This window comes from Roseovarius faecimaris, from assembly GCF_009762325.1.
Taxonomy (GTDB): Bacteria; Pseudomonadota; Alphaproteobacteria; order Rhodobacterales; family Rhodobacteraceae; genus Roseovarius; species Roseovarius faecimaris.
The window spans coordinates 3432819-3459148 of the sequence record NZ_CP034348.1 but is presented as its reverse complement, the minus strand read 5'-3'; the positions used below and the strand labels follow the sequence as shown (position 1 = coordinate 3459148).

The following is a 26330-nucleotide window of genomic DNA, read 5'->3' as shown; positions in this document are numbered from 1 at the left end:
AGTGCCCAGAGCCGGAGGACCCCATGGATTACGACGATGCCTATGCCAACGCACCCTATATCGCGGGGGCGGAGGACTATCCCGACCGCTGGCTTGCGGCGTCCAGAAGCTGGGCTGCTGGCCAGGCCGCACTGGGGCGGCGGCAGGAGGATATCCCCTACGGTCCAAGCGGGCGACAGAGGTTCGATTTTTTCACACCGCCGGGGACAGCGAAGGGGGTGTTGATCTTCGTGCATGGCGGTTACTGGCTGAGGTTTGACCGGGCGTATTGGTTCCATCTCGGCCAGGGCGCCATGGCGCAGGGCTGGGCGGTGGCGATGCCGTCCTATGATCTATGTCCTGAGGTGCGGATTGCCGAGATCACCCGGCAGATTGCGGCGGCGGTCGAGGTCGCGGCCGGGATGGCGGACGGCCCGATCATTCTGGCCGGCCATTCGGCTGGCGGGCATCTTGTCTCGCGTATGCTGGCCCCGGGGATGCTGTCGCCGGAGGTGGCCGCCCGTCTCCAGCACGTCATGCCGATCTCTCCGGTATCGGACCTGCGGCCTTTGCTGCACACGACGATGAATGACGATTTCCGGATGGATGAGGCCAGCGCCGCCGCAGAAAGTCCCGTTCTGATGACTGACCGGCTCGATGTGCCGGTGACCGTCTGGGTCGGCGCGGATGAGCGGCCCGTCTTCCTCGATCAGGCGCGCTGGCTGGCCGAGGCCTGGGGGGCCGCGCATGTGGTCGATGAGGGCAAGCATCATTTCGATGTGATCGACGGGCTGATCGACCCTGAAAGCAGAATGGTGCAGACGCTGCTGTCCTGATCGTCTTCTTGGCTAAGACACTCAGCCGCTGCGCCTGCCGCAGGCGTCTGGTTTTGAGTATTTGAAGAACAATGAAAGTCAGGGGGCCAAGGAGGACCAGCAAGGACGTGTGTCAGTGTCCGAATGCGTGGCGGCAAAGACGGCGCGGGCGATGGCGCGGGCCATGCAGGTGGCGGCGGCATGACCCAGAAGAAGGGCGTCGGCCAGAGGATTTTGCATTTCGTGCGCGCCGGTCGAGGCTGCAAAGATCAGGTCGCCATCCATCGGGGTGTGTGACGGCACCAGCGCCCGGGCAAACCCGTCATGCGCGGCGGTGGCGAGCCGCGTGCATTGCGCCTGTGTGAGGGCGGCATCGGTGGCGACAATGCCGATGGTGGTATTGGCATGTTGGCTGAGCTTTGTCTCAGGCAGGTGCACATCGGGATAGGCCGACGCCACGCCGAGCCCCCCGAATTCGTCGCCGATCTCGAAGGGGGCGGCCCAGAACTGCGGTCCATCGCCCACGACCGCCGACCCCAGCGCATTCACCGCCACCAGCGCGCCGACCGTATGCCCGGAGGGCAGCACCAGCGAGGCGGAGCCGAGCCCCCCCTTCAGATTTGCCGTGGTGGCCCCGGTGCCCGCCCCGACGGAGCCGCAGGCGAAGCTGGGAGTCGCCGAGGCGAGAGCCTCGGCCCCCAGACGTTTATACGGGTTCTCGGCCCAATCCTTCTTGCCGCCATTCAGCAGATCAAACAGGATTGCCGCGGGCACAATCGGCACGCGTTGGTCGCCCACGGCAAATCCGCGCCCCTCGGCGCGCAGGGCGTCGGCAACGCCCGAGGCGGCATCGAGGCCGAACGCCGAGCCGCCGGACAGCACCAGCGCGTCCACCTGCTGCACCGTTTTGTCCGGGCTGAGCAGATCAGTCTCGCGCGTGCCGGGCGCCCCGCCCATCACATGCACACCCGCTGTAAAGGGCGCGTCGCCCAAAAGGACCGTTGCTCCGGTTTTGATCGTATCGTCCGACGCGTTGCCAACACGCAGCCCTGCGACATCGGTGATCAGGTTCAAAGGCCCAGCTTTGGCAGTCATGGATCAAAAACGTCCCCTTTGTGTCGCAAAGCATATTGCCTGAACCATTCGGATCGGCAAGAAGAGTGTCAGGCCCCGGGCGATGGCGTCGCCCCGAAGATGGCCTCATATATCCCAACAGTCCTGAACGCCGGGACCTTTCTTTTTAGGAGGGTCACTATGACTGCACATCCGACAACCACCCAATTTGCGCAGACCGCGCGCCCCGAAATGTACCGTTTTCACAATGGCGAGAAAGCGCCGCTGCCGTTTGATGCGTCCGAATATGATGCACGCCTCAAGGGTCTGCGGGCGATCATGGCCGCGCAGGAGGTGGATGCCGTTGTCTTCACCTCGATGCACAACATCGCCTATTACAGCGGCTTTCTCTATTGCGCCTTCGGGCGGCCGTATGGCCTTGTCGTCACGCCCACCGAAAGCGTGACCATCAGCGCAGGCATTGACGCGGGTCAGCCCTGGCGGCGCAGCCATCTCGACAACATCACCTATACCGACTGGCAGCGCGACAATTACTGGCGCGCGGTGCGGTCTGTGGCGGGTGAGGGCCGCGTGATCGGCTATGAGGGTGATCACATGAGCCTGATGCAGAAGGCCAAGCTCGATGCGTTCCTGGCCCCGTCGCGGACGGTCGATCTGGCCGAGGCCACGATGCGCCAGCGGATGCAGAAATCCGCGGCCGAGATTGCGCTCATCCGCAAATGCACGGCGATTGCCGACGTCGGCGGATATGCCATCCGCGAGGCGGTGCGCGAAGGCACCCGCGAGATCGATGTGGCCATGGCCGGGCGCGACGCGATGGAGCTGGAGATTGCCCGCGTCTTTCCCGATGCCGAATATCGCGATAGCTGGGTCTGGTTCCAGTCGGGCATCAACACGGATGGCGCCCACAACCCCGTCACCGCACGGGCATTGCAGCGCGGCGATATCCTGAGCCTCAACACCTTCCCGATGGTCTCGGCCTATTACGTGGCGCTGGAACGGACCATGTTCGTGGGCGAAGTGGACGCCGCCTCGCTGGCGATCTGGGAGGCGAACGTGGCCGCGCATGAATACGGGATGAGCCTGCTGAAACCCGGTGTGAGCTGTGCCGAGGTGACCCACAAGATCAACGCCTTCTTTGAAGAGCGTGACCTGCTTCAATACCGCACCTTTGGCTATGGCCACTCCTTTGGGATCCTGTCGCATTACTATGGCCGCGAGGCGGGCCTTGAGCTGCGCGAGGATATCGACACGGTGCTGGAGCCGGGCATGGTGATCTCGATGGAGCCGATGCTGACCCTCGCCGAGGGGCAACCCGGCGCGGGCGGCTACCGCGAGCATGACGTGCTGGTGATCACCGAAGACGGCAATGAGAACATCACCGGCTATCCCTACGGGCCTGAGTTCAACGTGGTTGGGTAAACCCGGCAACGTCAAGGTGGCCCCCTTCAATCGGGGCCACCTGTTTTGCTTCTGGCATGGCTACGCCGCGTCGCGTTTGTCGGGGCCATAAGCCTCGCCCACATAATCCTCCAGCAGCTTCTCGTTGCGCGCTTCCTCGATCCTGTTGATCCGGTCGATCCGCGCCTGGTTGTCGAAGCGGTATTTCACGAAATTCACCAGGCTCAGCGTCAAGAGCAGGATACCGATGCCCCAATATCCCTTGGTGGCCAGCGGCACATCGACCGATTTGTAGAGCGAGAGCGCCAGCAGAACATAGGCGGCCACAACACCGGCGAGGTTGAAGAACATGATCAGCGAATTGTCGGGCTTGTCGTTGTGATACATTGGAGTGTCTCCTCTGTTGGGGGGATGGTTTAAGTCTTTTTGAGCCGGGCGAGCACCTGGCTTGCGGTCACTTTGCTGGCCGGTCCGAAGCCTTCGGCGGCCATACGGTCGTCAAGCGAGCTGTGATTGAGATCGGCCTCGATCCCGGCCAGGATCTGTGACTGCTCAAAAGGGTCGTCGCGGCCCACCACGCGCGCGATCAGCTCTTCGGCTTCATCGGCGGCGGCGGTGTTGGCGATGGTGGTGCGCAAACGGCCCTGCATCAGTTGTTCGCGTTTGATCGCCCGGGCGGTGACGGCCCCCTGCTTGAGGTCGATCAGGCGGCGGTGCGCGGCTTCCACCGAACTGCGCAGGCGGGTCACCTTTTCCTCCAGCCGATCCACCGTGCCGTGCCTGAGCCGCGCTTCGTTTTCCATCGTGGCGATGGCCTCGGCGGCTTGCAGCGCCATGTCGTCACGCCCGGCCGCTATCGCTTCGCTGGCGCGGTTGGTCATAGTCCTGATCCGTGTGGTCAGCGCCTCCAACAGCCGTGCTTCCGAACGCTGACGCTGCACAAGCGAGGCAAGCGTGCCCTTGGCCGCCTTGAGCTGCGCTTCGGAGTCGCGGATCTTCTGGTCGATCAATTCGATCGCGAAAGCATCCTTGAGCCGGTCCTCGGCGCGTGCATTAGCGCCGATCGTGAGGGTCCTCAAAATCTCGAACATGGCAAAATCCTTTTGTGAACGTTGTTCATGAATTGAATATAGAAATCGGTGAACACTGTTCAAGAACTATTTTGAACAGTGTTCAGAAACTATGCGTTTCCAGTGGTTCGCCGGACAAGAAGTTCAATCATACGGCTGAGATCGGCCTTTGGCACCGGGGTGGCCCGGTTTTCGATCCCCAGGCTGACGATGCCATGCACCGACGAAAACAGCGCCCGTGTCATCAGCGCCTGATCGGCAGGGGAAAGGTCAGGGAAACATTCGCCGACCGGTCCGGCAATATGAGCAAAGAGCCGGTCCATCTCGTCCCAGTACCATTGCGGCACGTCAAGATCGGGTGAGAACGGCACATCGAAAAGGCTGCGCCAGCGTCGGGTTTCACGCAGCGCAAAGGTCAGATAGGCATCGGCAATGCAAAGAAGACGGTCCGTTGGACTGGCATCGGCGCAGCCCTGCAAAGCGCCGTCCACATCCCGGCCAAGTTGGCGGAACGTGCGGCCGTTGACCTCAAGCGCGATATGCGTGAGGTCGTCGAACACCGTGTAGATCGCCCCGAGTGCGCAGCCCGCCTCTTTCGCAAGATCCCGCGCTTTTAGCGCCGAGAGCCCGCCTTCGGCCATCCGTGTTTCGGCAATATCCACCAGCTTGCGACGCAGGGCGTCGTGGCGTTCTTCTGTCTTTCCGGCCATGCCGATCCCTTTTTGAACTGCGTTCAAAACATAGCCGAACGAGGCACCGAACCCAAGTGATCCAACGTCACGCTGGGAAATCGCGGCAAATCTGCCATGGATGGACCATCAGGACGAAGGAGACGCCCATGCCGACGCTGCAAGAGGTTCAGGACATCGTGACCGCCCGCGCCAAAGGCCGGATCAAGGGCACGGTTCGGCTGGATATGCCCGATCTCGGTACGCTCTGGGTGGACGAGACCGGTGCGAAGATCAGCGATGACGACGCCGAGATCACCCTGACGGCGCGTTCGGACGTGTTCCATAATATCGTTCTGGGCACTCAGAACCCGGCCACCGCTTTCATGACGGGCAAGCTCAAGGTGGACGGTAATCCGATGCGGGCGCTCAAGATCGGGGAGATCCTGAGCACCGATCCTTAATGGGTCAGACCATTGCGAAGATGCGCGCGGGCCCGCCAGATCCGCCGCGATGCTTGGGTGCGCCGATCACGATCGTGGCCCCGGCGGCTGGCAGTTTGTCGAGATTGGCGATGTTCTCGATCCCGAAACGGCCGGTGGGCAACCAGGCATAATGCACCGCAAAGTCAGCCGAAGGCCCATGATCCAGCGACAGCGTATCCACCGCGATCGACTGTGCCCCGGTTTCCTCCATCAGCATCTTGGCCGCCTCGATATGGAAGCCCGGGAAGTGCATGACGCCGTTCCCATCTGCATTGCGGAACCCGTCGCCGCCGGTCTTGCCGCCCCAGCCCGAATGCATGGCCACACAGGCCCCTTCGGGAATGTCGCCATTGGCCGCGATCCAGGCTTTCAGGTCATCGGGGGTGACCTGCGCATCGGCATTGTCCGCCGCCTTCGCCGCGATATCGACCACACAAAGCGGCGCGACAAGCGAGCTGACCGGAATTTCATCCACCGAGTTCCCATCGGCAGAGAAATGCAACGGGGCGTCCACATGGGTGCCGGTATGTTCGTTCAGCATCAGCTTCATCAGGTTGAAGCCATTGTCCGCGAAGTTGAATTCCTGCGTGATCTCGACGCCCGGCGCCCCGAAATAGGTTGGGAAATCGGCGTCATAGGTATGGGTCAGATCCTCGACCATGCTGTGCCCATCGGCCATGGCAGGCGTGCCGCTGGCCGATCCCAAGGCCGCTGCCGCCCCGACCGCAGCACTTGCGGTGAAAAACTGCCTCCGCGAGAGCATCTTGTCTTTCACGGCGTTCATCACACAAATATCGCACATGGTCTTTCCTCCCATTGGTTGTCTTTCTTTCTGCCAGCCACGATAACAGAGCTTGGCCGCATCGGTGAAAAATCTTCAGAGAGGAACGGAGGCCCGCGATGATCTATGTGAAATATCTGATCTGGGGGATCTTCTGGCTGCTCGTGGCCGCCTTCTTTCATTATACCCTGCCGCAGCACGATATCGTGCGCGTCTCCGACACCTATGAGAAGCGGGTCGATTTTGGCGAAAACTCCATTTTCTGGGCGAATCAAGGCACAGGAGAGCTTGAGGGGACGGTGAACCGCGATGTGTTTTTCATCCAGACGGTGCAGACGAACGGTCGGGTGATGGTTTATCGGAATGAAGACACCGGCTGGGGCTGGCCACCTTATTTCAAGTTCGACACGGCCAATCTGCAGGCCGAGGCATCTGATCTGAAATCCACCTCCTCCGCGCCGAAATGGGTGGCGATCAAGCATTATGGCTGGCGGAACGAGTTCTTGTCGATTTACCCCAACGCGATCAGCGTGCGGGCCGTGCCGGGGCCGGATGCTCGGATTATCCCGTGGTTCAACATTGTGCTGCTGACGGTTTTGTTTGCGGTCTTCTGGGCAATCCGTGTGCGGTGGAAAAGGTTCCGCAAGAACCGGATAAACCCGGTGATTGATGAATGGACCGATGGCTGGGGGTGAGCCAGCTCTCCGGAAACGCTCTGGGGGAGCGTTTCTCTGACGAACGGGCGAAGCCCCGGATTTGGATAGATCGGAATATGCTCATCGGGCCTGACAGCCCGCCTCGCGAGGCCGCCGGTAACGGCGGAAGAGCGTCACCGTTTCCCGTAGTATAGCCCGACCACATGCTCGGCTTCGGCGAAGAACAGCCAGCGCGACGCGGCGATCCCGGCAATGTGGCTGACCACCGCCAGCACCGCGAACACGTGACTGAACGGGATAAGAAGCAGCAGAACGGGCAGTGTATAGCCGAAGACAAGCGCAATCATTCTCAGCTTAAAACTGTGCTTGCGCCCGACGACATGCACGAACTCGCGCAGAAGGTAGTTCGTCCCGGTATGCGGCGGCTCGAACGCACGCACGCGGCCTGCGCTGCCCAGCCCGGTCGCGGTGGCAAGGTTGGTTCCACTGTTCGCAAGCGCTTGATCGCCCTGCATCCACCACAGAACCTGCACCACGCCGGCCAGCGGCAGAAAGACCAGCGCAAAGGCCACCTGCCCGGCCAGCAGCGCCCCGCCCGCCAGCGAGATCGACAGAAGCAGCACGGGCGTCAGCGGTTGTTTCCAGCGCGGAACCGTCTTGAGCTGGCCATAGATCATTGCCGTGCAATAGACGACCGCCACGGACAACGCCGCGCCGATCCAGCCCAGCAATGTCCAGCTTGTCTGCATGAACACAAGCCCCGCACCGAAAAGCGCCATGACCAGCAACGCCGCAACCGCGGCGACGCCTTCACGGCTGAGCCAGGAGGTGCGCCACTGGCTGAAGGCTTTCATGGCGCGCTCCGGATGGCCCAGGTGGAAGGTCGAGGAAATCAGCCCGCCCACCGCCAGCAGATAGGCGATGGCAAAAAAGGCAAAGGCCATCCAGCCGGTCACCTCGGGAAAGCCGAGGCCGAGCCAGAACAGCAGGCCAAAGCCGATGCCGGAGAGCGTGGTGAAGATGATGACGGACGGTGCGGGATGCATCAGAGTTTCTCCAGAGCCTTATCGAGCCAGCCAAGAAACCCATTGGTCTCGGTCGCCACGGGTTCGAGGAAGGGCGCCAGCACGTCGATCTGGTCCATCTGGTCCTTGGGGCGCGGCGGCAGGTATTTGTTGACCGGCTTCGTGCCTTGCTCGGGCATCAGGTCCATGCCGCCGCGTTCGGCAACAAGCTGGCTCACGTCGCTATCGGGGTCGCCCAGATCGCCGAAATGACGTGCACCCGCCGGGCAGGTGCGCACGCAGGCGGGCACGCGGTCCACCTCGGGCAGGTTCTCGTTATAGATCCGGTCAACGCAGAGCGTGCATTTCTTCATCACACCTTCGGCCGCGTCCAGCTCGCGCGCGCCGTAGGGGCAGGCCCAGGCGCACAGGCCACAGCCGATGCAGTCGCTTTCATTGACCAGAACGATGCCGTCTTCGACCCGCTTGTAGCTCGCGCCGGTGGGGCAGACGGTCACGCAAGGCGCGTCCTCGCAATGCAGGCAGGATTTGGGGAAATGGATCAGTTGCGCCGGGCCGGCCTCGGGCTGCACCTCGTAGGAATGCACCCGGTTCAGGAACGTGCCGGACGGCGTGCCATAGGGGTCCTGATCCGACAAGGGGGCGCCGTAATTCTCGGTGTTCCAGCCTTTGCAGGACACCACGCAGGCATGACATCCGACACAGGTGTCGAGGTCGATCACAAGGCCGAGCTTTTTCTGGGTGCTTGTCGGAAGGGAGGTCATGCCGCGTGCTCCGATGTGGTGTTGGCGAAGGTCAGCGATTGCTCTTTTTCGGCGTCCCAGGTGGCGATGAACCAGATGAAAGAGCCGAGCATGAAGGCGACAAAGCTGAAGATCAGCAGCAGGGTGCGTTGTGTCGGACTCATTTGCCCACCTTCCAGGTCAGTTCATCCGGGCCGGTGCCCACGGGTGAGGCGATGGGCGGCAGGCTGGGCTGGCTTTCTTCCGGGGCCGGGGCCTTTTCGATCTTCACCCGCAGGTCGAACCAGGCCGCCTGGCCGGTGATCGGGTCCGAGTTGGACCAGCGCAGCCCGTCGCCCTTGGGCGGCAGCAGCTCGTGGATGAGGTGGTTGAGGAGGAAGCCCTTGGTGGCCTCCGGCGCGTCGTCCTTCAGAGCCCAGGCGCCCTTGCGCTTGCCGATCGCGTTCCAGGTCCAGACGGTGTTGTCATTCAGCGCGGCCATATGCGCCACCGGCACGGTGATCTCGCCATGGACCGAGCTGACCCTTGCCCAATCGCCTGTCGCAAAACCGTGCTTTTCCCAGATCTTCGTCGGCAGGTAGAGCGGGTTATGCCCGTGGATCTGCCGAAGCCACGCGTTCTGAGTGCCCCAGCTGTGATACATAGCCATCGGGCGTTGGGTCAGAGCATGGACATCGTATTCGTCCGGGTCGACATGGTCATCCTCAAAGGGTGGATACCAGATCGGCAACGGGTCCATCGTCTTCTTGATCCGCTCGCGCAGATGATCCGGCGGTTGCCGCTCACCATGACCCTCGGCGGCCAGCTGGAAGTGCCGCATCGTCTCGACATAAAGATCGAAAATGTAGGGCTGGGGCGAGTCGAACAGGCCCAGCTCCACCGCCCAGTCCTGATAGCCCATGTTCCACGGCTTCATATAGGCGGCGTTATCCGGCACATGCTTGATGAAGAACCCGCCATTCGCGATATAGCTCTGGATCTGGCTGCCATTGGGCTCGCCCCGGCCATGGGTCAGCCCGGTCTTGCCCAGCCGCCAACCCGCCAGCGGACCGATGCCCGGCTTACGCTCGTGGTTGGTGATGTAATCGGCGTAGTCCACATATTTGGCCGAGCCGTCCTCATTGGTGAAACCGGGCAGCTTCATCTTGTTGGCCAGTTGCACCAGCACCGTCTGGAAGCCGCGCACATCCCGGTCAGGCTCGATCACCGGCCAGCGGATCGCGTCCGCCGCGCCATCGGCCTCACAGATCGGGCGGTCAAGCAGCGAAATACAGTCATGCCGCTCCAGATAGGTCGTGTCGGGCAGGATCAGGTCGGCATAGGCCACCATCTCGCTGCTATAGGCATCCGAATAGATGATGCGCGGGATCACATAGTCGCCGTTCTCATCGGTGTCGGTCAGCATGTCGATCACGCCGGATGTGTTCATCGACGAGTTCCACGACATGTTCGCCATATACAAAAACAGCGTGTCGATCTTGTAGGGATCGCCCGCATGCGCGTTGGAGATCACCATATGCATCAGCCCGTGGGCTGACATCGGGTTTTCCCAGGTAAAGGCCTTGTCGATCCGCGCGGGCGTGCCGTCGTCCTTCAGAGCAAGGTCTGCGGGGCCGCGCACAAAGCCCAGATGCGGGCCATTGAGCGGCTTGCCGGGGGTCACCTTGCAATGCGGTGAGGGGTGGGCGCTGACCGGTTTGGGGTAGGGCGGTTTGAAGCGGAACCCGCCCGGGGTCTCGACCGATCCCAGCAGAATTTGCAGAACGTGCAGCGCGCGGCAGGTCTGGAACCCGTTGGAATGCGCCGAGATGCCCCGCATGGCGTGGAAGCTGACGGGACGGCCGCGCATGACCTTGTGGGTCTCGCCGCGGAAATCCGTCCATTCGCGTTCCAGCACTACTTCTTCTTCAAACGCCACGCGGGCGATCTCGGCGGCGATCGCCTTGATCTTCTCGGCTTTGATCCCGCAGCGTTCGGCCACTGCCTCGGGGGCATATTGCTTGTCGAGATAACGCGAGGCGATGAGATGCATCACCGGGCGATGGGTGATCCCGGCATGGCGGTAGGTGGCATGCAGGTCTGGCTTTACCCCCGGTTTGTCAAAGGCGGTGAGCTTGCCGGTGACACGGTCCACGACCTGCGGCTTGCCATCCTCATCGCGCAGGAACAGGCCATAGTCGGGCGATTTGCTGTCGCGGTTCACCAGCACCGGCGCGTTGGTGTAGCGCGCCAGATAGTCGAGGTCGATCTTGCCCGCCTTCAGCAGTTCATGCACCAGAGCCAGGATGAAAAGACCGTCGGTGCCGGGCGTGATTCCAACCCAATCATCGGCCACCGCGTTATAGCCCGAGCGGATCGGGTTCACGCCGATCACCCGCGCACCGCGCGCCTTGATCTTGCCGATCCCCATCTTGATCGGGTTGCTGTCATGGTCCTCGGCCACGCCGAAGATCATGAAAAGTTTGGTCAGGTCCCAGTCAGGCTGACCGAATTCCCAGAAGGCGCCGCCCATCGTGTAGATGCCCGCCGCCGCCATGTTGACCGAGCAGAACCCGCCATGAGCCGCATAGTTGGGCGTGCCGAAATTCTGCGCCCAGAAGCTGGTGAAGCTCTGGCTCTGGTCGCGCCCGGTGAAAAAGGCAAGCTTTTCCGGGGCCGTTTCGCGCAGCGGTTCCAGCCAGCCGGTCGCTATATCGAGCGCCTCGTCCCAGCTGATTTCCTCGAATTGCCCAGAGCCGCGCGGGCCGACCCGTTTGAGCGGTGCGCGCAGACGTGAGGGCGCGTTGACCTGCATGATCCCCGCCGATCCCTTGGCGCAAAGCACACCCCGGTTCACCGGGTGGTCGCGGTTGCCTTCGATATAGGCGACCTTGCCGTCTTTCATGTGGACATTGATCCCGCAGCGGCAGGCGCACATATAGCACGTGGTTTTCCTGACCTCATCCGAGACTTTCGGCGAGGTGTTGATCCGTGGCTGTTGGTGGGTCATCGACTTCCCTTGATCTTGCCCGCGCCAATCTAGGGCAGAATGCCCGCGCCTGCGACATTTTTTTGGTTGATTTGGGATTCCTGAAACTACATCCCGAAAACCTGAAACTTGTGTGGTTTTCATTCTGGTTCAAGCGGCTGGCGTCTTGCTGTCATCCCGTGCCCTGCGGCATTGGGGGATTGAACCCGTCCCGGTGCCGTCACATGTTGAGATATGATAGTTGCGAGGCTCCTATGACCCCGGATGAGATTGCCAGTCTGCCCTACCGCCCCTGTGCGGGCGTGATGTTGGTGAACCCGGCCAACCACGTGTTCGTCGGGCAGCGCAAGGACAGCCAGATGCCCGCATGGCAGATGCCCCAGGGCGGGATCGACCCCGGTGAAGAGCCGCGCGCCGCCGCCCTGCGCGAGTTATGGGAGGAAACCGGCCTGCCTGCCGATATGGTGACGGTCGAGGCCGAAACCCGCGACTGGCTGCCTTACGACCTGCCGCATGATCTGGTGCCGCGCATCTGGAAGGGGCGGTATCGCGGGCAAAAGCAGAAATGGTTTCTGCTGCGCTTTCACGGCGCGGATTCGGATGTGAACATAAAGACGGCGCATCCTGAATTTTCCGAGTGGCGCTGGCTTCCTCATGAGGAACTCGTGGCGCAAATTGTGCCCTTCAAGCGAGAAGTCTACGCACGGGTTTTGTCGGAGTTCGAGGCCTTTCTGAGATGAGGAACCTGCTGATGTTGAGCCTGGCACTGCTGGCGTCGGGCACGCAGGTCTCCGCCCTTTCCTGTATGCGCCCGGATGTGGTGCGCACCTACACCCAGGCGGCGGAGGCCGAAGAGCATTATGTCGTGGTGCATGGCACGCTTCGTTTTGATGAGCAACGCCTGCCCGAAGCGGTGATGAACGAAAGCCCGCCCTCGACAAAAATCCCGGCCCGCATCACGGGAATGGCCCTGTCCGGAAGCCGGTTCGATACCCCGTTCGATCACGAGATCACGCTTGAGGTGCTGTGCTTTGGCCCCTGGTGCGCTGGTGCGTCGAGCGGGGTGAGCTATCTGGGGTTTCTTGAGGTCAAGGGCGGTGCATACACGCTGACGGTCGATCCCTGCGGCGGGAACGGCTTTGCCGAACCGACCGAAGAGGCGCTCAGGCAGGTCGAACTGTGTCATGCGGGTGGGCCGTGCAGGCAACAGACAGAATAGGGGCCGCCCCTTCGGCCTGACATGACAGGCGGGTTTGCAGGAAGGGGGCCGCGGCAGGGCGAGGCCGTTAACGGGCGTAACGCGCTACGAAATTCCGCAGTACCTTTTCCGGCGCGGTCACATTCGCCGCGCGGCACATGGCGATAAGTTCTTCCGCCGTTTCCGGCGGGAAATATCCGCGATGTTTGTAGATGTTGATCCGGGTTTCGAACCCGGCCGCATCGGCCTCGGGGTGGAATTGCGTGGCATAGACATTCTGCCCATAGCGGATCATCTGATAGGGGCAGGTGGCGGAGGCCACCAGGTGCACGCAGCCCTCGGGCAGGTTCTGCAACGCTTCCTTGTGCCCCACGAAGGCCAGGAAGGAGCCCGGCACATCCTCAAGCAGCGGGTCCGATGCCGCCGCAGGCAGGGTCGTGCAATCCGAGGTTCCCACGGGTTCGCCATAGGCCGCCTTGCTCACTTCGCCGCCCAGATGCTTGCCGAGAATGCCGATCCCGTAACAACATCCGAGAAAAGGCCGGTCTTCTGACGTGATTTGCGGCATGAGCGACATCACCTGCTCTTCAATCCGGGCTTCCACCTCGGATTTCTCCTCGGGCGCGTCGCTCACGCAGCCCGGGCCGCCGCCGACGATGACGCCGGAATAGTCTGCAAGGTCCAGACCCTCGGGCAGGCCCTCCTGATCCAGTCGGATGCGATGGACCTGATCCGCGTTCAGACCGCCCTTGCGCAGGATCGCGGCGAATTCATCGTCCGAGGCTTCGGTTTCGGGGCGCAGCTGCAGGATGAGAAAGGGCTTGGACATGGATCATGCGGGCTCAGGCGGAATGCGTTTCGTGCTTGCCCTTTGCTCCGCCCCGCGTCAAGCCCCACGCCGATACCCCTCCCCAGCCGCTTGACCCCGCAGACCAATGCAATACCCTGCTCCCGGTTCAGCAGTCGGGAAGGAAAGACCCAACATGGCGCGTTCGCTCAGCCTGGCGGCCTATATGGCCTATGCGCGCCGTGGGGGTCCGCCGCTTGCGGTGCCGGACGCCACGCGCCCCGAAGGCGAACTCATCTGGGGGCATGCCCCCGATGCCGAGCGCGCGGCAGCGCTTTGTCAGATGGCCGAACGCCTGGCCCAGCAACGCCCGGGTGTGCGCCTTCTGCTGACCACCCCGGGAGAGACCCCGCCGATCGAGGCGCATTCGCTGCTTCTCCATCAACCTGTTCCACCTGACCTGATCGCCCCGGTCGAGGCGTTTCTCGACCATTGGCGACCCGATATCTGCCTCTGGACAGGCGGAGATCTGAGGCCCGCGCTGCTGAGCACGGCGGACGCGCGGAGCATTCCGCTGTTCCTGCTCGACGCCGAAGAAAGCCAGTTTGACAGTCCTAGCTGGCGGTGGTTTCCGGACCTGCCACGATCGCTGATGGATATGTTTGCGCATATCCAGGTCCGTTCGGAGGACGCCGCGCGTCAGCTTCGGCGGCTGGGTGTTTCGGATGCTGACATCACCCGCGCCCCGCCGATGCGCCCCGAAGCGGTGCCTCTGCCATACAATGAGGCGGAACGCGAAGAGCTTGCCGTTGCGCTTCGCGGTCGGCCGCTCTGGCTTGCCGCGCATCTTGATCCGCTTGAACTCGACACCGTGCTCGAGGCGCGGCGCTCCGTTGCCCGCCTGTCGCACCGGTCCTTGCTGATCGTCGTGCCGCATCGCGACAGGGATCTGCCCGTGCTGCGCGAACGGTTGAAGGAAGAGCGGCTTCCCATGATCGACTGGGCTGATGGCGCGTTGCCCGAAGAGACCACGCAGATCATACTGGGCGAAGGCCGTGGCGAACTTGGCCTTTGGTATCGTCTGGCGCCGGTCAGCTTTATCGGCAATTCCTTGCAGTCGGGGATGGAAGGGTGCAACCCCAACGAACCGGCCGTTCATGGCTCGGCCATTCTTTATGGCCCCAATGTCCGCCGCTACCTGGCGGAATATTCACGTTTTGCCGAAGCCCGCGCTGCACGGATCGTGCGCGATGCGACCACGCTGGCGGCCGCCGTGCAAAGCCTGATCGCCCCGGATCAGGCCGCCATCATGGCGCATGCCGCCTGGGATGTGGCCTCGCAGGGGGCCGAGGCCACGGATCATATCCTCGATCTGGTGCAGGACACGCTCGATGTCGTGGGGGTCCAGTGATGCGCGCACCACGGTTTTGGGATACGCCCCCTGACAGGCCTGCCCTACGTGCCCGCCTTCTGGCACCGCTCGGCGCGCTCTACGCGGCGGGCACGGCGCGGCGATTGAACACGGGGCAGGCATGGCGCGCGGGTGTGCCGGTGATCTGTGTCGGAAACCTCAATGCCGGGGGCACGGGCAAGACCCCCACGGTGATCGCGCTGGTTCAGCATTTGCAGGCGCGGGGCCTGACCCCGTTCGTGATCTCGCGCGGGCATGGCGGAGAGCTGACAGGGCCGGTGGAGGTCATCGAGCGGACGCATTCCGCCGCTCAGGTGGGGGACGAGCCTTTGCTTATTGCCGCCTTCACCCGGGTCTGGATCGCCCGCGACCGCGCGGCGGCGGCACAGGCGGCAGAGGCTGCCGGGGCCGATGTGATCGTCATGGATGACGGGCATCAGAACCCGGATGTCGCCAAGGATCTGAGCCTGGTCGTGGTCGATGCCGCCAAGGGGTTCGGGAACGGGCGGTGTCTGCCTGCCGGCCCTTTGCGCGAGCCTGTTGAGACAGGGCTGCGGCGTGCGGATGTGCTGCTGTCCATCGGGCCCGAAAAGGCGCAGGCGCTGTTTGCCGCGACCTGGGGCGGGGTGCTCAGCCTGCCGCAGATGCGGGGGCAACTTGCACCGCTGCCAACCGGGATGGATTGGGAGGGCGCGCGCTTTCTGGCCTTTGCGGGGATCGGCCACCCGGAGAAATTCTTTGCCACCTTGCGCGGGTTGGGGGCAGAGCTGGTGCGCGCGGAAGCGCTGGAGGATCACCAGCCGCTGACCCCGGCGCTAATGGCCCGGCTGGAAAATGAAGCGGCATTGCTGGGGGCTCAGCTTGTCACGACCGAGAAAGACGCGGTGCGCTTGCCCGATAGTTTCCGGACCAGGGTGGTGACGCTTCCGGTGCGGCTTGAGGTGAAAGACTGGAGCGCCTTTGATGCGGCGTTTGAGCGGGTGCGGACGTCGCAAACAGAGTAAGGCCACCGGCAGGAGTATGCTGGCCAAGAAGAAGAGGGCGCGTCAGATGATGGCCTGTTCCACGATGGGGCGGTTGTCGACGATCCGGTCGTAGTGAAACGGGCTGAGGTCCAGGGTCCGGTAGTGGCCATGCAGGAGCAACTCGGCCAGTCCACGCCCCATCGCCGGGGATTGCTGAAGCCCGTGGCCGGAAAACCCGTTCAGGAAATGGAAGTTGCCCAGTTCCGGATGCGGGCCGATGACGGCATTCTGATCAAGCGTGTTATAGGCATAATGCCCGGCCCATTCGGACTGCACCCGGATGGCCTCGAATTGCGGGATGCGGGTGGCGACGATGGGCCAGATATGGGCCTCCCACAGGTCGTGATCCATGGTGAAATCATCCGGATCGACAGCTGGATCATGCTCGGCATGGCCGCCCACCATATACGTGCCCCCGCCGTTTTCGCGCACATGCACGCCAGAAGGGTCGATGGTCAACGGCAGCGGACGGTCCAGAGGGCGCTCGGCGGAGAATATCCAGGTAAAGCGTTTGCGCGGCTCCACCGGAAGCGACAGGCCCGCCATCGCTGCGGTGCGTGCGGCGCGGGGGCCCGAGGCATTGACCACCTGCCCGCAGGAGATCACCTCGCCCGAGCCGAGCGTCACAGACCCGATCGTTTGCCCGGAAGGCGCCCGGGTCATCGCGACCACCTCGTTGGCGACATATTCCGCGCCGTTTTCGCGGGCCTTGCGACGCAGCCAGTCAAAGACGGTGCTTCCATCCCAATACCCTTCGTCCACGGTGTTGATGGACCCAACTAGGATGTCGTCCAGTGCGTAGAAGGGATAGGCCGCTGCAATCTCGTCGCGGGTCAGAAGCCGCGTTCCGGCCCCCGCCGCGCGCTGCACCTCGAGATTGCGACGCAGGCGCTCGGCATAGCTCTCCGTATCAGCAAGATAGAGATACCCGAAATTCTGGATCGAAAGCTCGGGCACGCGTTTGTCACCGCCCATGTGGTCGCGCAAATTCTTCACGAAGGCGGCGGCGAATTGCGAGATGCGCACATTCAGGTCGGAAGAAAACTGCTGCCGCATGCAGCTGTTCGTGTGCGCGGTGGAGCACCACTCGTAGCTTGGGTCACGTTCCACCACCAGTACCCGACCGTCAAAATCCGGATCCTGCGTAAGGTGCCAGGCCAGGCTCGAGCCCATGATCGCCCCGCCCACGATGACGATATCATAGCTCTGATACTCTGGGGTGCTGGGAAAGCGCATCCACCTTGCCTTTCATTCCGGGGACGTTTGCGCGCAAATTGCCGCTCTTTTCGGCCGGAGACCAGCCCCTTTTGGCTCCGCACTTGCGCGTGACGCACAGAGCGTGTGATCCTGTGCGGAACCCTGATGACGGAGGCTGTCCCATGGCTGTTGCGCCGCCGCTGACCCAGATGATCGACCAGGCTCAGGGCCGTGTGCCTGCCGATCTGGTCCTGCGCGGCGGACGGGTGCTCGATCTGGTGACCGGAGAGATGCTGGACGGGGATGTGGCCATTTGCGGCAGCCATATTGTTGGCATTGCCGCTGCCTACGAGGCCCGCGAAGTCATCGATGTCACTGGTAAAACGCTTGTTCCGGGCTTCATCGACACGCATCTGCATATCGAAAGCTCGCTGGTTACTCCGCAGGAATTTGATCGCTGCGTTGCCCTGCGTGGCGTGACCACGGCGATTTGCGACCCGCATGAGATTGCCAATGTCGCCGGCCTCGACGGCATCCGCTACATGCTGGAGGCGAGCCAGCACTGCTGCATGGACATCCGGGTGCAGCTCAGCTCGTGTGTTCCCTCGACCGATATGGAGACCTCCGGCGCAAGGCTCACCGCCGATGACCTCGCGCCGCTGATGGATCACCCGTCGGTCATCGGACTGGCGGAATTCATGAACTATCCCGGTGTTCTGAACCAGGAGCCTGAGGTCATGGCCAAGCTCACCGCGTTTCGTGGGCGTCATATCGACGGGCACGCGCCCATGCTGTCCGGCAAGGCGCTGAACGCCTACATCGCCGCGGGGATCGTGACAGAGCACGAGGCCACGACCGCGACAGAGGCCCGCGAGAAGCTGCAAAAGGGTATGCGCGTGCTGATCCGCGAAGGGTCCGTCTCGAAGGATCTTCAGGCCCTGATGCCGCTGCTCACCGAACGCACCGCGCCCTATATGTGCCTCTGCACCGACGACCGGAACCCGCTCGACATCGCTGAATACGGCCATCTTGATCATATGATCCGCACGGCCATCGCCGGAGGCTGCCCGCCGCTTGCGGTTTACCGCGCGGCCAGCCTGTCGGCTGCAGAGGCGTTCGGGCTGAAGGATCGTGGTCTGATCGCGCCCGGCAAGCGCGCCGATATCGTGGTTCTCGACGATCTGGCAACATGCCGCGCCGAGATCGTGCTCTGCGCGGGGCAGGTGCTGAGTGATGCGCTCTTTGCCGCACGCAGGCCTGTCGCTCCCGTTGCGCTCCGCTCGGTCAACGCGCCCGAGATGACGCCCGAGAGTTTTCGTTGCGAGGGCAGCGCAGCCGCGACCCCGGTCATCGGTATTCTTCCGGGAAAGATCATCACCGAACATCTCACAGAAACGATTGAACCGCAGGACGGTGACAAACCTCCCGATCCGGAGCGTGATCTGGTCCGGATCGCGGTGATCGAACGGCATGGGCGCAATGGCAATGTCGCGACCGGCGTCGTGCGTGGGTTCGGGATTGAACGCGGTGCCATTGCGTCAACCGTCTGTCACGATCACCATAATATCGCTGTTGTTGGGGTGAACTATGACGATATGGCGCTGGCCGCGAACCGGCTCAGGGCGCTGCAAGGAGGGTTCGTCGTGGTTGCCGAAACGCAGGTGCAGGCAGAGCTTGCCCTGCCCATCGCCGGACTGATGAGCGAAGCGCCTTTCGAAGAGGTTCAATCCGCGCTTCTTGCCCTGCGCGAGGCGGCTGTTGCGCTTGGTGTGACCCTTGAGGAACCTTTCCTGCAGCTGGCGTTTCTGGCCTTGCCGGTAATTCCCCATCTCAAGATTACGGATCGCGGCCTTGTGGACGTGGACCGCTTCGCGCTTCTGCGCTGACGGGGGGACAGATGCCGGAGCTGAGCAGGGTGCAGTGTCTCGGGGCATGATTCCATACGTCGTGTCGGCTCGGCGCGCGAAAATAAGTATACCAATGCATACCGAAACAATATGTCGCAGGCGCGCAGTGCTGTCTATTTGGCGCTCTGCGGAGTGAAATGCCTCATTTTTCAGCCGAACACGCGTGAGTGACGTTAGGTAAAAACCGCTGCTTTTAAAGGTAAATTGGTTGCAAAGTAAAGGTAGTTTACAAAACTCTTCTATCTTAGAAAATATATTGACACGTTTTTCCTTCAAAAATCTAGGCTTAAGACTTTTTTTTCAAAATTGATTATGGTCCGCCTAAATTTGTGACACATTCGTATGTCGGCCAGCCTCCGGGATGCACTTTTGTGATCACATGACCATTTTTTAGGAGGAACCAACGATGTCGACCGAAGTGGCCAGCGCCAAAACCTATCCCCCTTCGTCAGAGTTTTCGTCCGGTGCGCATGTTGATGCGGGGCGGTATGAGGAGATGTATGCGGCGTCGCTGGCGGATCCGGAGGGGTTCTGGGCGGAGCAGGCCAAGCGGATCGACTGGATCAAGCCGTTCACCCGCGTGAAGGATGTGGATTTTTCCTTCGGCAATGTCTCGATCAAGTGGTTCGAGGATGGCACGCTCAACGTATCGGCCAACTGTATCGACCGGCATCTGGCCACGCGCGGCGACCAGACCGCGATCATCTTCGAGCCTGACGACCCGAACGAGCCCGCCCAGCACATCACCTACAAGGAGCTGCACGCCCAGGTCTGCAAGATGGCCAATGTGCTCAAGGCTCTCGGCGTGGGCAAGGGCGACCGGGTGGTGCTCTATCTGCCGATGATCCCCGAGGCGGCCTATGCGATGCTGGCCTGCACGCGGATCGGCGCCATTCACTCCATCGTCTTTGCCGGGTTCTCGCCTGATGCTCTGGGCGCGCGCGTCAATGGCTGTGACGCCAAGCTGGTGATCACCGCCGATCACGCCCCGCGCGGCGGCCGCATCACCAAGCTGAAGGACAATGTGAACCAGGCGCTGCTGAACGATTTTGACGAGGTCAAATGCCTTGTCGTCAAGCGCACCGGCGATCCGATCGCCTGGCGCAACGAGCTGGATTTCTGGTGGCATGAAGAAGCCGAGAAGGTTTCGGATGACTGCCCGCCCGAGGAGATGGGCGCCGAAGATCCGCTCTTCATCCTCTACACGTCAGGCTCCACCGGTCAGCCCAAGGGCGTGGTGCATACCACCGGCGGGTACCTCACCTATGCCGCCATGACCCATGAGATCACCTTCGACTATCATGACGGCGATATCTACTGGTGCACGGCCGATGTGGGCTGGGTCACGGGGCACAGCTATATCGTCTATGGCCCGCTGGCCAATGGCGCCACCACGCTGATGTTCGAAGGCGTGCCGACCTATCCGGATGCCTCCCGCTTCTGGCAGGTCTGCGAGAAGCACAAGGTGAACCAGTTCTACACCGCGCCGACCGCCCTGCGCGCGCTGATGGGCCAGGGCAACAGCTTTGTCGAGGCCTGCGATCTGAGCTCGCTGAAGGTGCTGGGCACGGTGGGGGAGCCGATCAACCCCGAGGCCTGGAACTGGTATAACGAGGTGGTGGGCCAGGGCCGCTGCCCGATCGTCGACACCTGGTGGCAGACCGAGACCGGCGGCCACCTGATGACCCCGCTGCCGGGCGCCCATGCGCTCAAGCCCGGGGCGGCGATGAAGCCCTTCTTTGGGGTGAAGCCCGTGGTGCTGGAGCCTGCGAGCGGCGAGATCATCGAGGGCAATGGCGTCGAGGGCGTGCTCTGCATTGCCGACAGCTGGCCCGGGCAGATGCGCACGGTCTGGGGCGATCACGAGCGCTTCATGAAGACCTATTTCGCCGATTACAAAGGCTATTACTTCACCGGCGACGGCTGCCGCCGCGACGAGGATGGCGACTACTGGATCACCGGCCGGGTCGATGACGTGATCAACGTCTCGGGCCACCGGATGGGCACGGCCGAGGTGGAAAGCGCGCTGGTCGCCCATTCCAAGGTCTCCGAGGCCGCCGTGGTGGGCTACCCGCATGCGATCAAGGGCCAGGGCATCTATTGCTACGTCACACTGATGGCCGGCGAAGAACCCTCGGACGAGCTGCGCCAGGAACTGCGCACCTGGGTCCGCCAGGAGATCGGCCCGATCGCGTCCCCCGACCTGATCCAGTGGGCCCCGGGCCTGCCGAAAACCCGCTCCGGCAAGATCATGCGCCGCATCCTGCGCAAAATCGCTGAAAACGACTACGCAACCCTCGGCGACACCTCCACCCTCGCCGACCCCTCCGTCGTCGACGACCTCATCGAAAACCGGATGAATAAGGGGTGAATGGCATGAGCACCGAGACACTGACCCAAACCCCTGTCCTGATCCTGCTTGGCCCTCCGGGCGCCGGGAAAGGTACCCAGGCGAGGATGCTGGAAGACACGTTCGGCCTCGTACAGCTCAGCACCGGAGACCTGTTGCGCGCCGCTGTCGCGGCGGGCACCGAGGCGGGCAAGGCCGCGAAGGCGGTGATGGAAGCGGGTGACCTGGTAAGCGACGAGATCGTCATTGCCATCCTGCGCGACCGCCTGGCCGAGCCCGATTGTGCCAAGGGGGTGATCCTGGACGGCTTTCCCCGCACCACGGTGCAGGCCGAGGCGCTGGATGGGCTGCTGTCGGAGACCGGACAGAAGATCAACGCGGCGATCAGCCTTGAGGTGGAAGACGCCGAGATGGTCGTGCGCATTTCGGGCCGCTTCACCTGTGGCGGTTGCGGCGAGGGCTATCATGACCGGTTCAAGCCCACGGCCAAGGACGGTACCTGCGACAAATGCGGCGGCACGGATATGAAGCGCCGCGCGGATGACAATGCCGAAACCGTGGCGCAGCGGCTGGAAGCCTATCACGCGCAGACCGCGCCACTGATCACGTATTACGAGCAGAAAGGCGCCCTGAAGCGCCTGGATGCGATGGGTGAGATCGACGCCATCGCGCAAGGACTGAATGCCATCGTCAAGGACGCGGTGGCCTGAAAGAGAGGCCCTGCGGATGAGCCGTAGGGCCTGTGGAAACGGAGAAGGGGGAGGACGCAATGTCTGAAAACTCATCCAACAACGCATATTGGTCCGCCAATGTGCGGATCATTCTGATCAGCCTCGTCATCTGGGCGCTGGTCTCTTTTGGGTTCGGCATCCTGCTGCGCCCCATGCTGAGCGGCATCGCCGTCGGCGGTACCGATCTGGGCTTCTGGTTTGCCCAGCAAGGTTCAATCCTCGTCTTTTTGGCGCTGATCTTCTTCTACGCCATCCGGATGAACAAGCTCGACCGTGAACACGGCGTCGACGAAGAATAAGGGACAGCTGAACGATGGATCAGTTTACAATCAACCTGCTGTTTGTGGGCGCGAGCTTTGCGCTTTACATCGGCATCGCAATCTGGGCCCGCGCGGGCTCGACCTCGGAATTCTACGCCGCCGGCCGCGGCGTGCACCCGGTGACCAACGGGATGGCCACGGCAGCGGACTGGATGTCGGCAGCCTCGTTCATTTCGATGGCGGGGCTCATTGCCTTTACCGGCTATGACAACTCTTCCTTTCTGATGGGCTGGACCGGTGGCTATGTGCTTCTGGCGCTGCTTCTGGCACCGTACCTGCGGAAGTTCGGCAAATACACCGTGTCGGAATTCATCGGTGACCGCTTCTATAGCCAGACCGCCCGTATCGTGGCCGTGGTCTGCCTGATCGTGGCGTCGGTGACCTACGTGATCGGTCAGATGACCGGCGTGGGCGTGGCCTTTGGCCGCTTCCTGGAGGTCTCCAACACGGCTGGTCTCTTGATCGGGGCCTGTGTGGTGTTCGCCTATGCCGTGTTCGGCGGGATGAAGGGTGTGACCTACACCCAGGTGGCACAGTACTGCGTGCTGATCACCGCCTATACCATCCCGGCGATCTTCATCTCTCTGCAACTGACGGGCAACCCGATCCCGGCGCTTGGCCTTTTTGGCGAGCATGCCGCATCCGGTGAGCCGCTGCTGCAGAAGCTCGATCAGATCGTGCGTGAGCTGGGCTTCAACGAATATACCGCCCACCATGCCGATACGCTCAACATGGTGCTCTTCACCCTGTCGCTGATGATCGGGACGGCCGGTCTGCCCCACGTGATCATGCGCTTCTTCACGGTGCCGAAGGTGTCTGACGCCCGCTGGTCCGCTGGCTGGACGCTGGTCTTCATCGCGCTGCTTTACCTGACGGCCCCGGCCGTGGGGGCCATGGCGCGCCTGAACATCACCGAAATGATGTGGCCCAATGGCGGCATCGACGGTGGTGCCGTGACCGTGCAGCAGATCGAGAATGACGAAGAGTACGCCTGGATGGCAACCTGGCAGAAAACCGGCCTTCTGGGCTGGGAAGACAAGAACGGCGACGGTGCGATCCAGTACTACAACGACAAGGACGCCGACATGCAGGCTATGGCCGCGGAAAAAGGCTGGGAAGGCAATGAGCTGACCAACTTCAACCGTGACATCCTCGTGCTTGCCAACCCCGAGATCGCCAACCTGCCAGGTTGGGTGATCGGTCTTGTGGCTGCCGGTGGTCTTGCCGCCGCTCTGTCGACCGCTGCGGGTCTGTTGCTCGCGATCTCCTCGGCTGTGTCTCACGACCTGATCAAGGGCGCGATCAATCCGCAGATCTCGGAAAAAGGCGAGCTTTTGTCGGCGCGGATCGCAATGGCGGCGGCCATCGTTGTGGCCACCTATCTGGGCCTCAACCCGCCGGGCTTTGCCGCGCAAACCGTGGCCCTTGCCTTTGGTCTGGCGGCGGCGTCGATCTTCCCGGCTCTGATGATGGGGATCTTCTCGACCAAGATCAACAACACGGGCGCCGTGGCAGGTATGCTGGCCGGTCTGACCGTGACGCTGATCTATATCTTCCTGCACAAGGGGTGGTTCTTCATCCCCGACACCAACAGCTTCAGCGATGCTGACCCGCTGCTGGGCACGATCAAGTCGACCTCGTTCGGGGCGATCGGTGCGGCCGTCAACTTCACGGTGGCCTACATCGTGTCGGGCATGACCAAGGAGCTGCCGCAGGAGATCAAGGATCTCGTCGAAAGCGTGCGCATTCCGCGCGGGGCAGGGTCGGCTCAGGATCACTGATCCCAGGCCCGCGACGGGTGGCCTCATGCGGCCATCCGCCCTCTTTCAAAATAGTCCTGTCCGGTGCAGACCGGGCAGGACTTTTCTTTTCAGATGACAGGCAGATTGACATTGCCCCTGACCCAAGACCAGATCATACGTTTTTTGCACTCGGTTCACCCCTATGACACGCTTCAGCCCGACGCGATCGCGACACTGGCGGCACAGGTCCAGGTGCGGGATGTTCCGCAGGGCGCGGTGATCTATGACAGGGGTGATCAGCTTGAGGGGCTCTATCTGATCTATTCCGGCGAGGTGGAGATCAGCGACGAGAATGGCGTGATTGTCTCGCATCTGGGATTGCGTAACTCGTTCGGAGAGCGCGGGCTCTTGCGCGATGGGGTTGCGGTGACGGGTGCGCGGATGCGCGAGGCGGGCGTGTTGCTTGTCCTGCCGCCGACGCCGTTCGAGGCATTGATGGCTGAAGAACCCGCGGTGCGCGCCTTCTTTGACCGGAGCCGGTCCGCGAAGCCGCAGGAGCGGTCGCTTGCGACCACGCGCGTGGAAACGCTGATGACACGCGGGCCTGCCGAATGCGGCCCCGGCGCCACGGTGCAGCACGCCGCAGGTCTGATGCGCGACAAACGGATTTCGTCGCTTTGCATCACGCAGGACGGTGCGCTGCGGGGCATCCTCACCACCCGCGATCTGTCCAACAAGGTGCTTGCCGCGGCGCGCCCGCTGGATACGACCGTGCGCGACGTGATGACCGCCGACCCGATCACCCTGCCGCCGTCTGCTATCGGATCGGATGTTCTGCACGCGATGATGGAGCACCGCATCGGCCATTTGCCGATTGTCGAGGGCGGAAGCCTCGTGGGCATTGTTACACAGACGGATCTCACGTGCTTCCAGGCGGTCAGCTCGGCCGAGCTGGTGCGCGAGATCGCCCAGGCGAATACCGCCGAGGAGATGGCCGAGGTCACCGCCCGCATTCCCAAACTGCTGGTGCAGCTTGTCGCCGCCGGCAACCGGCACGAGGTGGTCACGCGGCTGATCACGGACATCGCCGATACCGCCACCCGCCGCCTTCTGGCGTTGGCCGAAGCCGCTCTTGGCCCCGCGCCCGTGCCGTACCTCTGGCTTGCCTGCGGAAGCCAGGGACGGCAGGAGCAGACCGGTGTGAGCGATCAGGACAACTGCCTATTTCTGGACGATGCGGTGACGGATACCGACCGCGACGGGTACTTTGCCGAGCTGGCCAAACGTGTCTGCGACGGGCTCAACACTTGCGGCTATGTCTATTGTCCCGGTGACATGATGGCGACCAACCCGCGCTGGTGTCAGCCGGTCAGGGTGTGGAAGGAGTATTTCGCAGGCTGGATCAACAAGCCCAACCCGGAGGCCCAGATGCTGGCCTCGGTGATGTTTGATCTGCGGCCCATCGGCGGGCATCGGGCGCTGTTTGACGATCTTCAGGAGAACACGCTGAAAGCCGCCAGCGCGAACTCGATCTTCGTGGCGCATATGATTTCCAACTCGCTCAAGCATCAGCCACCGCTGAGCCTTCTGCGCGGGCTGGCGACGATCCGCTCGGGCGAGCACAAGAACACGATTGATCTGAAGCATAACGGTGTGGTGCCCATCGTGGACCTTGCCCGCATACATGCGCTGCGCGGGCGGCTCACCCCGGTGAACACCCGCGCACGGCTGGAAGCGGCAGAGGCGCAGGGCACGCTCAGCGCTTCTGGCGCGCAGGATCTGCTGAGCGCCTATGACCTTATTGCCGACACACGGCTGGAGCATCAGGCGAAGCTGGTGAAGCAGGGCAAGGCACCCGACAATTTTCTGCCGCCCGCCAACCTGCCCGATTTTGACCGCAGCCATCTGCGCGATGCGTTCGTCGTGGTCAAGACCATGCAATCCGCCATCGGCCACGGCAGTGGTATGCTAGGATAGAATGACCTCCGCGCCGGCCG

The 26330-nt window shown here is 62.5% G+C and carries 25 protein-coding genes; 14 read left to right on the top strand and 11 right to left on the bottom strand.

The window, feature by feature from the left end:
- Positions 1–23: 23 nt before the first annotated feature.
- Positions 24–815, top strand: a complete 792-nt coding sequence (locus EI983_RS17290; protein WP_157708590.1) for an alpha/beta hydrolase — start codon at positions 24–26, stop codon at positions 813–815.
- 78 nt (positions 816–893) lie between these two features.
- Here EI983_RS17290 and EI983_RS17285 read toward each other — a convergent pair whose 3' ends face one another.
- Positions 894–1889 carry a P1 family peptidase gene (locus tag EI983_RS17285; protein WP_157708589.1) on the bottom strand — a complete coding sequence of 332 codons (996 nt, stop codon included), beginning with the start codon at positions 1887–1889 and terminating at the stop codon, positions 894–896.
- Positions 1890–2099: 210 nt separating this feature from the next.
- Between EI983_RS17285 and EI983_RS17280 the strand changes: the two genes are divergently transcribed.
- Positions 2100–3290, top strand: a complete 1191-nt coding sequence (locus tag EI983_RS17280) for an aminopeptidase P family protein (protein WP_198389446.1) — start codon at positions 2100–2102, stop codon at positions 3288–3290.
- A 60-nt stretch (positions 3291–3350) separates the two neighbouring features.
- Here EI983_RS17280 and EI983_RS17275 read toward each other — a convergent pair whose 3' ends face one another.
- The 3 genes from EI983_RS17275 to EI983_RS17265 form a co-directional block, all read right to left on the bottom strand.
- Positions 3351–3656 (bottom strand): hypothetical protein, encoded by a 306-nt coding sequence (locus tag EI983_RS17275; RefSeq protein ID WP_157708587.1) that lies wholly within the window; start codon positions 3654–3656, stop codon positions 3351–3353.
- 29 nt (positions 3657–3685) lie between these two features.
- On the bottom strand, positions 3686–4360 hold the full coding sequence (locus tag EI983_RS17270) for a PspA/IM30 family protein (RefSeq protein WP_157708586.1): 675 nt from the start codon (positions 4358–4360) through the stop codon (positions 3686–3688).
- An 89-nt stretch (positions 4361–4449) separates the two neighbouring features.
- Positions 4450–5049, bottom strand: a complete 600-nt coding sequence (locus EI983_RS17265; protein ID WP_157708585.1) for a TetR/AcrR family transcriptional regulator — start codon at positions 5047–5049, stop codon at positions 4450–4452.
- 128 nt (positions 5050–5177) lie between these two features.
- Between EI983_RS17265 and EI983_RS17260 the strand changes: the two genes are divergently transcribed.
- Positions 5178–5471 (top strand): SCP2 sterol-binding domain-containing protein, encoded by a 294-nt coding sequence (locus tag EI983_RS17260; protein WP_157708584.1) that lies wholly within the window; start codon positions 5178–5180, stop codon positions 5469–5471.
- A 4-nt stretch (positions 5472–5475) separates the two neighbouring features.
- Here the strand turns inward: EI983_RS17260 and EI983_RS17255 are convergent, their stop codons facing one another.
- Positions 5476–6294, bottom strand: a complete 819-nt coding sequence (locus tag EI983_RS17255) for a cyclase family protein (RefSeq protein WP_157708583.1) — start codon at positions 6292–6294, stop codon at positions 5476–5478.
- Positions 6295–6392: 98 nt separating this feature from the next.
- On the opposite strand from EI983_RS17255, the gene EI983_RS17250 reads away from it, so the two are divergent.
- A complete protein-coding gene (locus EI983_RS17250) occupies positions 6393–6968 on the top strand; it encodes a DUF1523 family protein (RefSeq protein ID WP_157708582.1) in 576 nt (191 codons plus the stop codon).
- A gap of 134 nt (positions 6969–7102) precedes the next feature.
- Here the strand turns inward: EI983_RS17250 and EI983_RS17245 are convergent, their stop codons facing one another.
- Genes EI983_RS17245 through EI983_RS17235 form a run of 4 tightly spaced genes read right to left on the bottom strand, consistent with a single transcriptional unit; the run spans position 7103 to position 11686 of the window.
- Positions 7103–7975, bottom strand: a complete 873-nt coding sequence (locus EI983_RS17245; RefSeq protein WP_157708581.1) for a dimethyl sulfoxide reductase anchor subunit family protein — start codon at positions 7973–7975, stop codon at positions 7103–7105.
- The gene (locus tag EI983_RS17240) at positions 7975–8718 is read right to left on the bottom strand and encodes a 4Fe-4S dicluster domain-containing protein (protein WP_157708580.1); all 744 of its coding nucleotides are present in this window, start codon (positions 8716–8718) and stop codon (positions 7975–7977) included. Before EI983_RS17240 ends, EI983_RS17245 begins: the two co-directional genes overlap by 1 nt.
- On the bottom strand, positions 8715–8861 hold the full coding sequence (locus tag EI983_RS19280; protein ID WP_198389333.1) for a hypothetical protein: 147 nt from the start codon (positions 8859–8861) through the stop codon (positions 8715–8717). The genes EI983_RS17240 and EI983_RS19280 overlap by 4 nt, the downstream gene beginning before the upstream one ends.
- On the bottom strand, positions 8858–11686 hold the full coding sequence (locus EI983_RS17235; RefSeq protein WP_157708579.1) for a molybdopterin oxidoreductase family protein: 2829 nt from the start codon (positions 11684–11686) through the stop codon (positions 8858–8860). The genes EI983_RS19280 and EI983_RS17235 overlap by 4 nt, the downstream gene beginning before the upstream one ends.
- 233 nt (positions 11687–11919) lie before the next feature.
- Between EI983_RS17235 and EI983_RS17230 the strand changes: the two genes are divergently transcribed.
- Positions 11920–12405 (top strand): RNA pyrophosphohydrolase, encoded by a 486-nt coding sequence (locus EI983_RS17230; RefSeq protein ID WP_157709141.1) that lies wholly within the window; start codon positions 11920–11922, stop codon positions 12403–12405.
- A gap of 11 nt (positions 12406–12416) precedes the next feature.
- A complete protein-coding gene (locus EI983_RS17225) occupies positions 12417–12884 on the top strand; it encodes a hypothetical protein (RefSeq protein WP_246162220.1) in 468 nt (155 codons plus the stop codon).
- A 67-nt stretch (positions 12885–12951) separates the two neighbouring features.
- Here the strand turns inward: EI983_RS17225 and EI983_RS17220 are convergent, their stop codons facing one another.
- Positions 12952–13692: a glutamine amidotransferase gene (locus tag EI983_RS17220; protein WP_157708577.1), complete on the bottom strand. Its 741-nt coding sequence runs from the start codon at positions 13690–13692 to the stop codon at positions 12952–12954.
- 154 nt (positions 13693–13846) lie between these two features.
- Here EI983_RS17220 and EI983_RS17215 point away from each other — a divergent pair, with 154 nt between their 5' ends.
- Together EI983_RS17215 and lpxK are read left to right on the top strand one after the other, a co-directional pair.
- Complete coding sequence (locus EI983_RS17215; RefSeq protein WP_157708576.1) at positions 13847–15061, top strand: 3-deoxy-D-manno-octulosonic acid transferase; 1215 nt, start codon at positions 13847–13849, stop codon at positions 15059–15061.
- Entirely contained in the window at positions 15061–16065 is a 1005-nt protein-coding gene (gene lpxK, locus EI983_RS17210; protein ID WP_157708575.1) for a tetraacyldisaccharide 4'-kinase, read from the top strand. Before EI983_RS17215 ends, lpxK begins: the two co-directional genes overlap by 1 nt.
- Positions 16066–16107: 42 nt before the next feature.
- On the opposite strand, the gene EI983_RS17205 is transcribed toward lpxK, so the two are convergent.
- A complete protein-coding gene (locus tag EI983_RS17205) occupies positions 16108–17322 on the bottom strand; it encodes an NAD(P)/FAD-dependent oxidoreductase (RefSeq protein ID WP_157708574.1) in 1215 nt (404 codons plus the stop codon).
- Between the two features lie 143 nt (positions 17323–17465).
- Between EI983_RS17205 and ade the strand changes: the two genes are divergently transcribed.
- From ade to EI983_RS17175, 6 genes are all read left to right on the top strand, one after another.
- Positions 17466–19169, top strand: a complete 1704-nt coding sequence (ade, locus tag EI983_RS17200) for an adenine deaminase (protein ID WP_157708573.1) — start codon at positions 17466–17468, stop codon at positions 19167–19169.
- A gap of 427 nt (positions 19170–19596) precedes the next feature.
- The gene (gene acs, locus EI983_RS17195; protein WP_157708572.1) at positions 19597–21561 is read left to right on the top strand and encodes an acetate--CoA ligase; all 1965 of its coding nucleotides are present in this window, start codon (positions 19597–19599) and stop codon (positions 21559–21561) included.
- A gap of 5 nt (positions 21562–21566) precedes the next feature.
- Complete coding sequence (locus tag EI983_RS17190; protein ID WP_157708571.1) at positions 21567–22250, top strand: adenylate kinase; 684 nt, start codon at positions 21567–21569, stop codon at positions 22248–22250.
- Between the two features lie 59 nt (positions 22251–22309).
- Positions 22310–22570 carry a DUF4212 domain-containing protein gene (locus EI983_RS17185; protein WP_157709140.1) on the top strand — a complete coding sequence of 87 codons (261 nt, stop codon included), beginning with the start codon at positions 22310–22312 and terminating at the stop codon, positions 22568–22570.
- A 14-nt stretch (positions 22571–22584) separates the two neighbouring features.
- Positions 22585–24372, top strand: a complete 1788-nt coding sequence (locus EI983_RS17180) for a sodium:solute symporter family protein (protein ID WP_157708570.1) — start codon at positions 22585–22587, stop codon at positions 24370–24372.
- A 111-nt stretch (positions 24373–24483) separates the two neighbouring features.
- A complete protein-coding gene (locus tag EI983_RS17175) occupies positions 24484–26310 on the top strand; it encodes a DUF294 nucleotidyltransferase-like domain-containing protein (RefSeq protein WP_157709139.1) in 1827 nt (608 codons plus the stop codon).
- Positions 26311–26330: the final 20 nt, after the last annotated feature.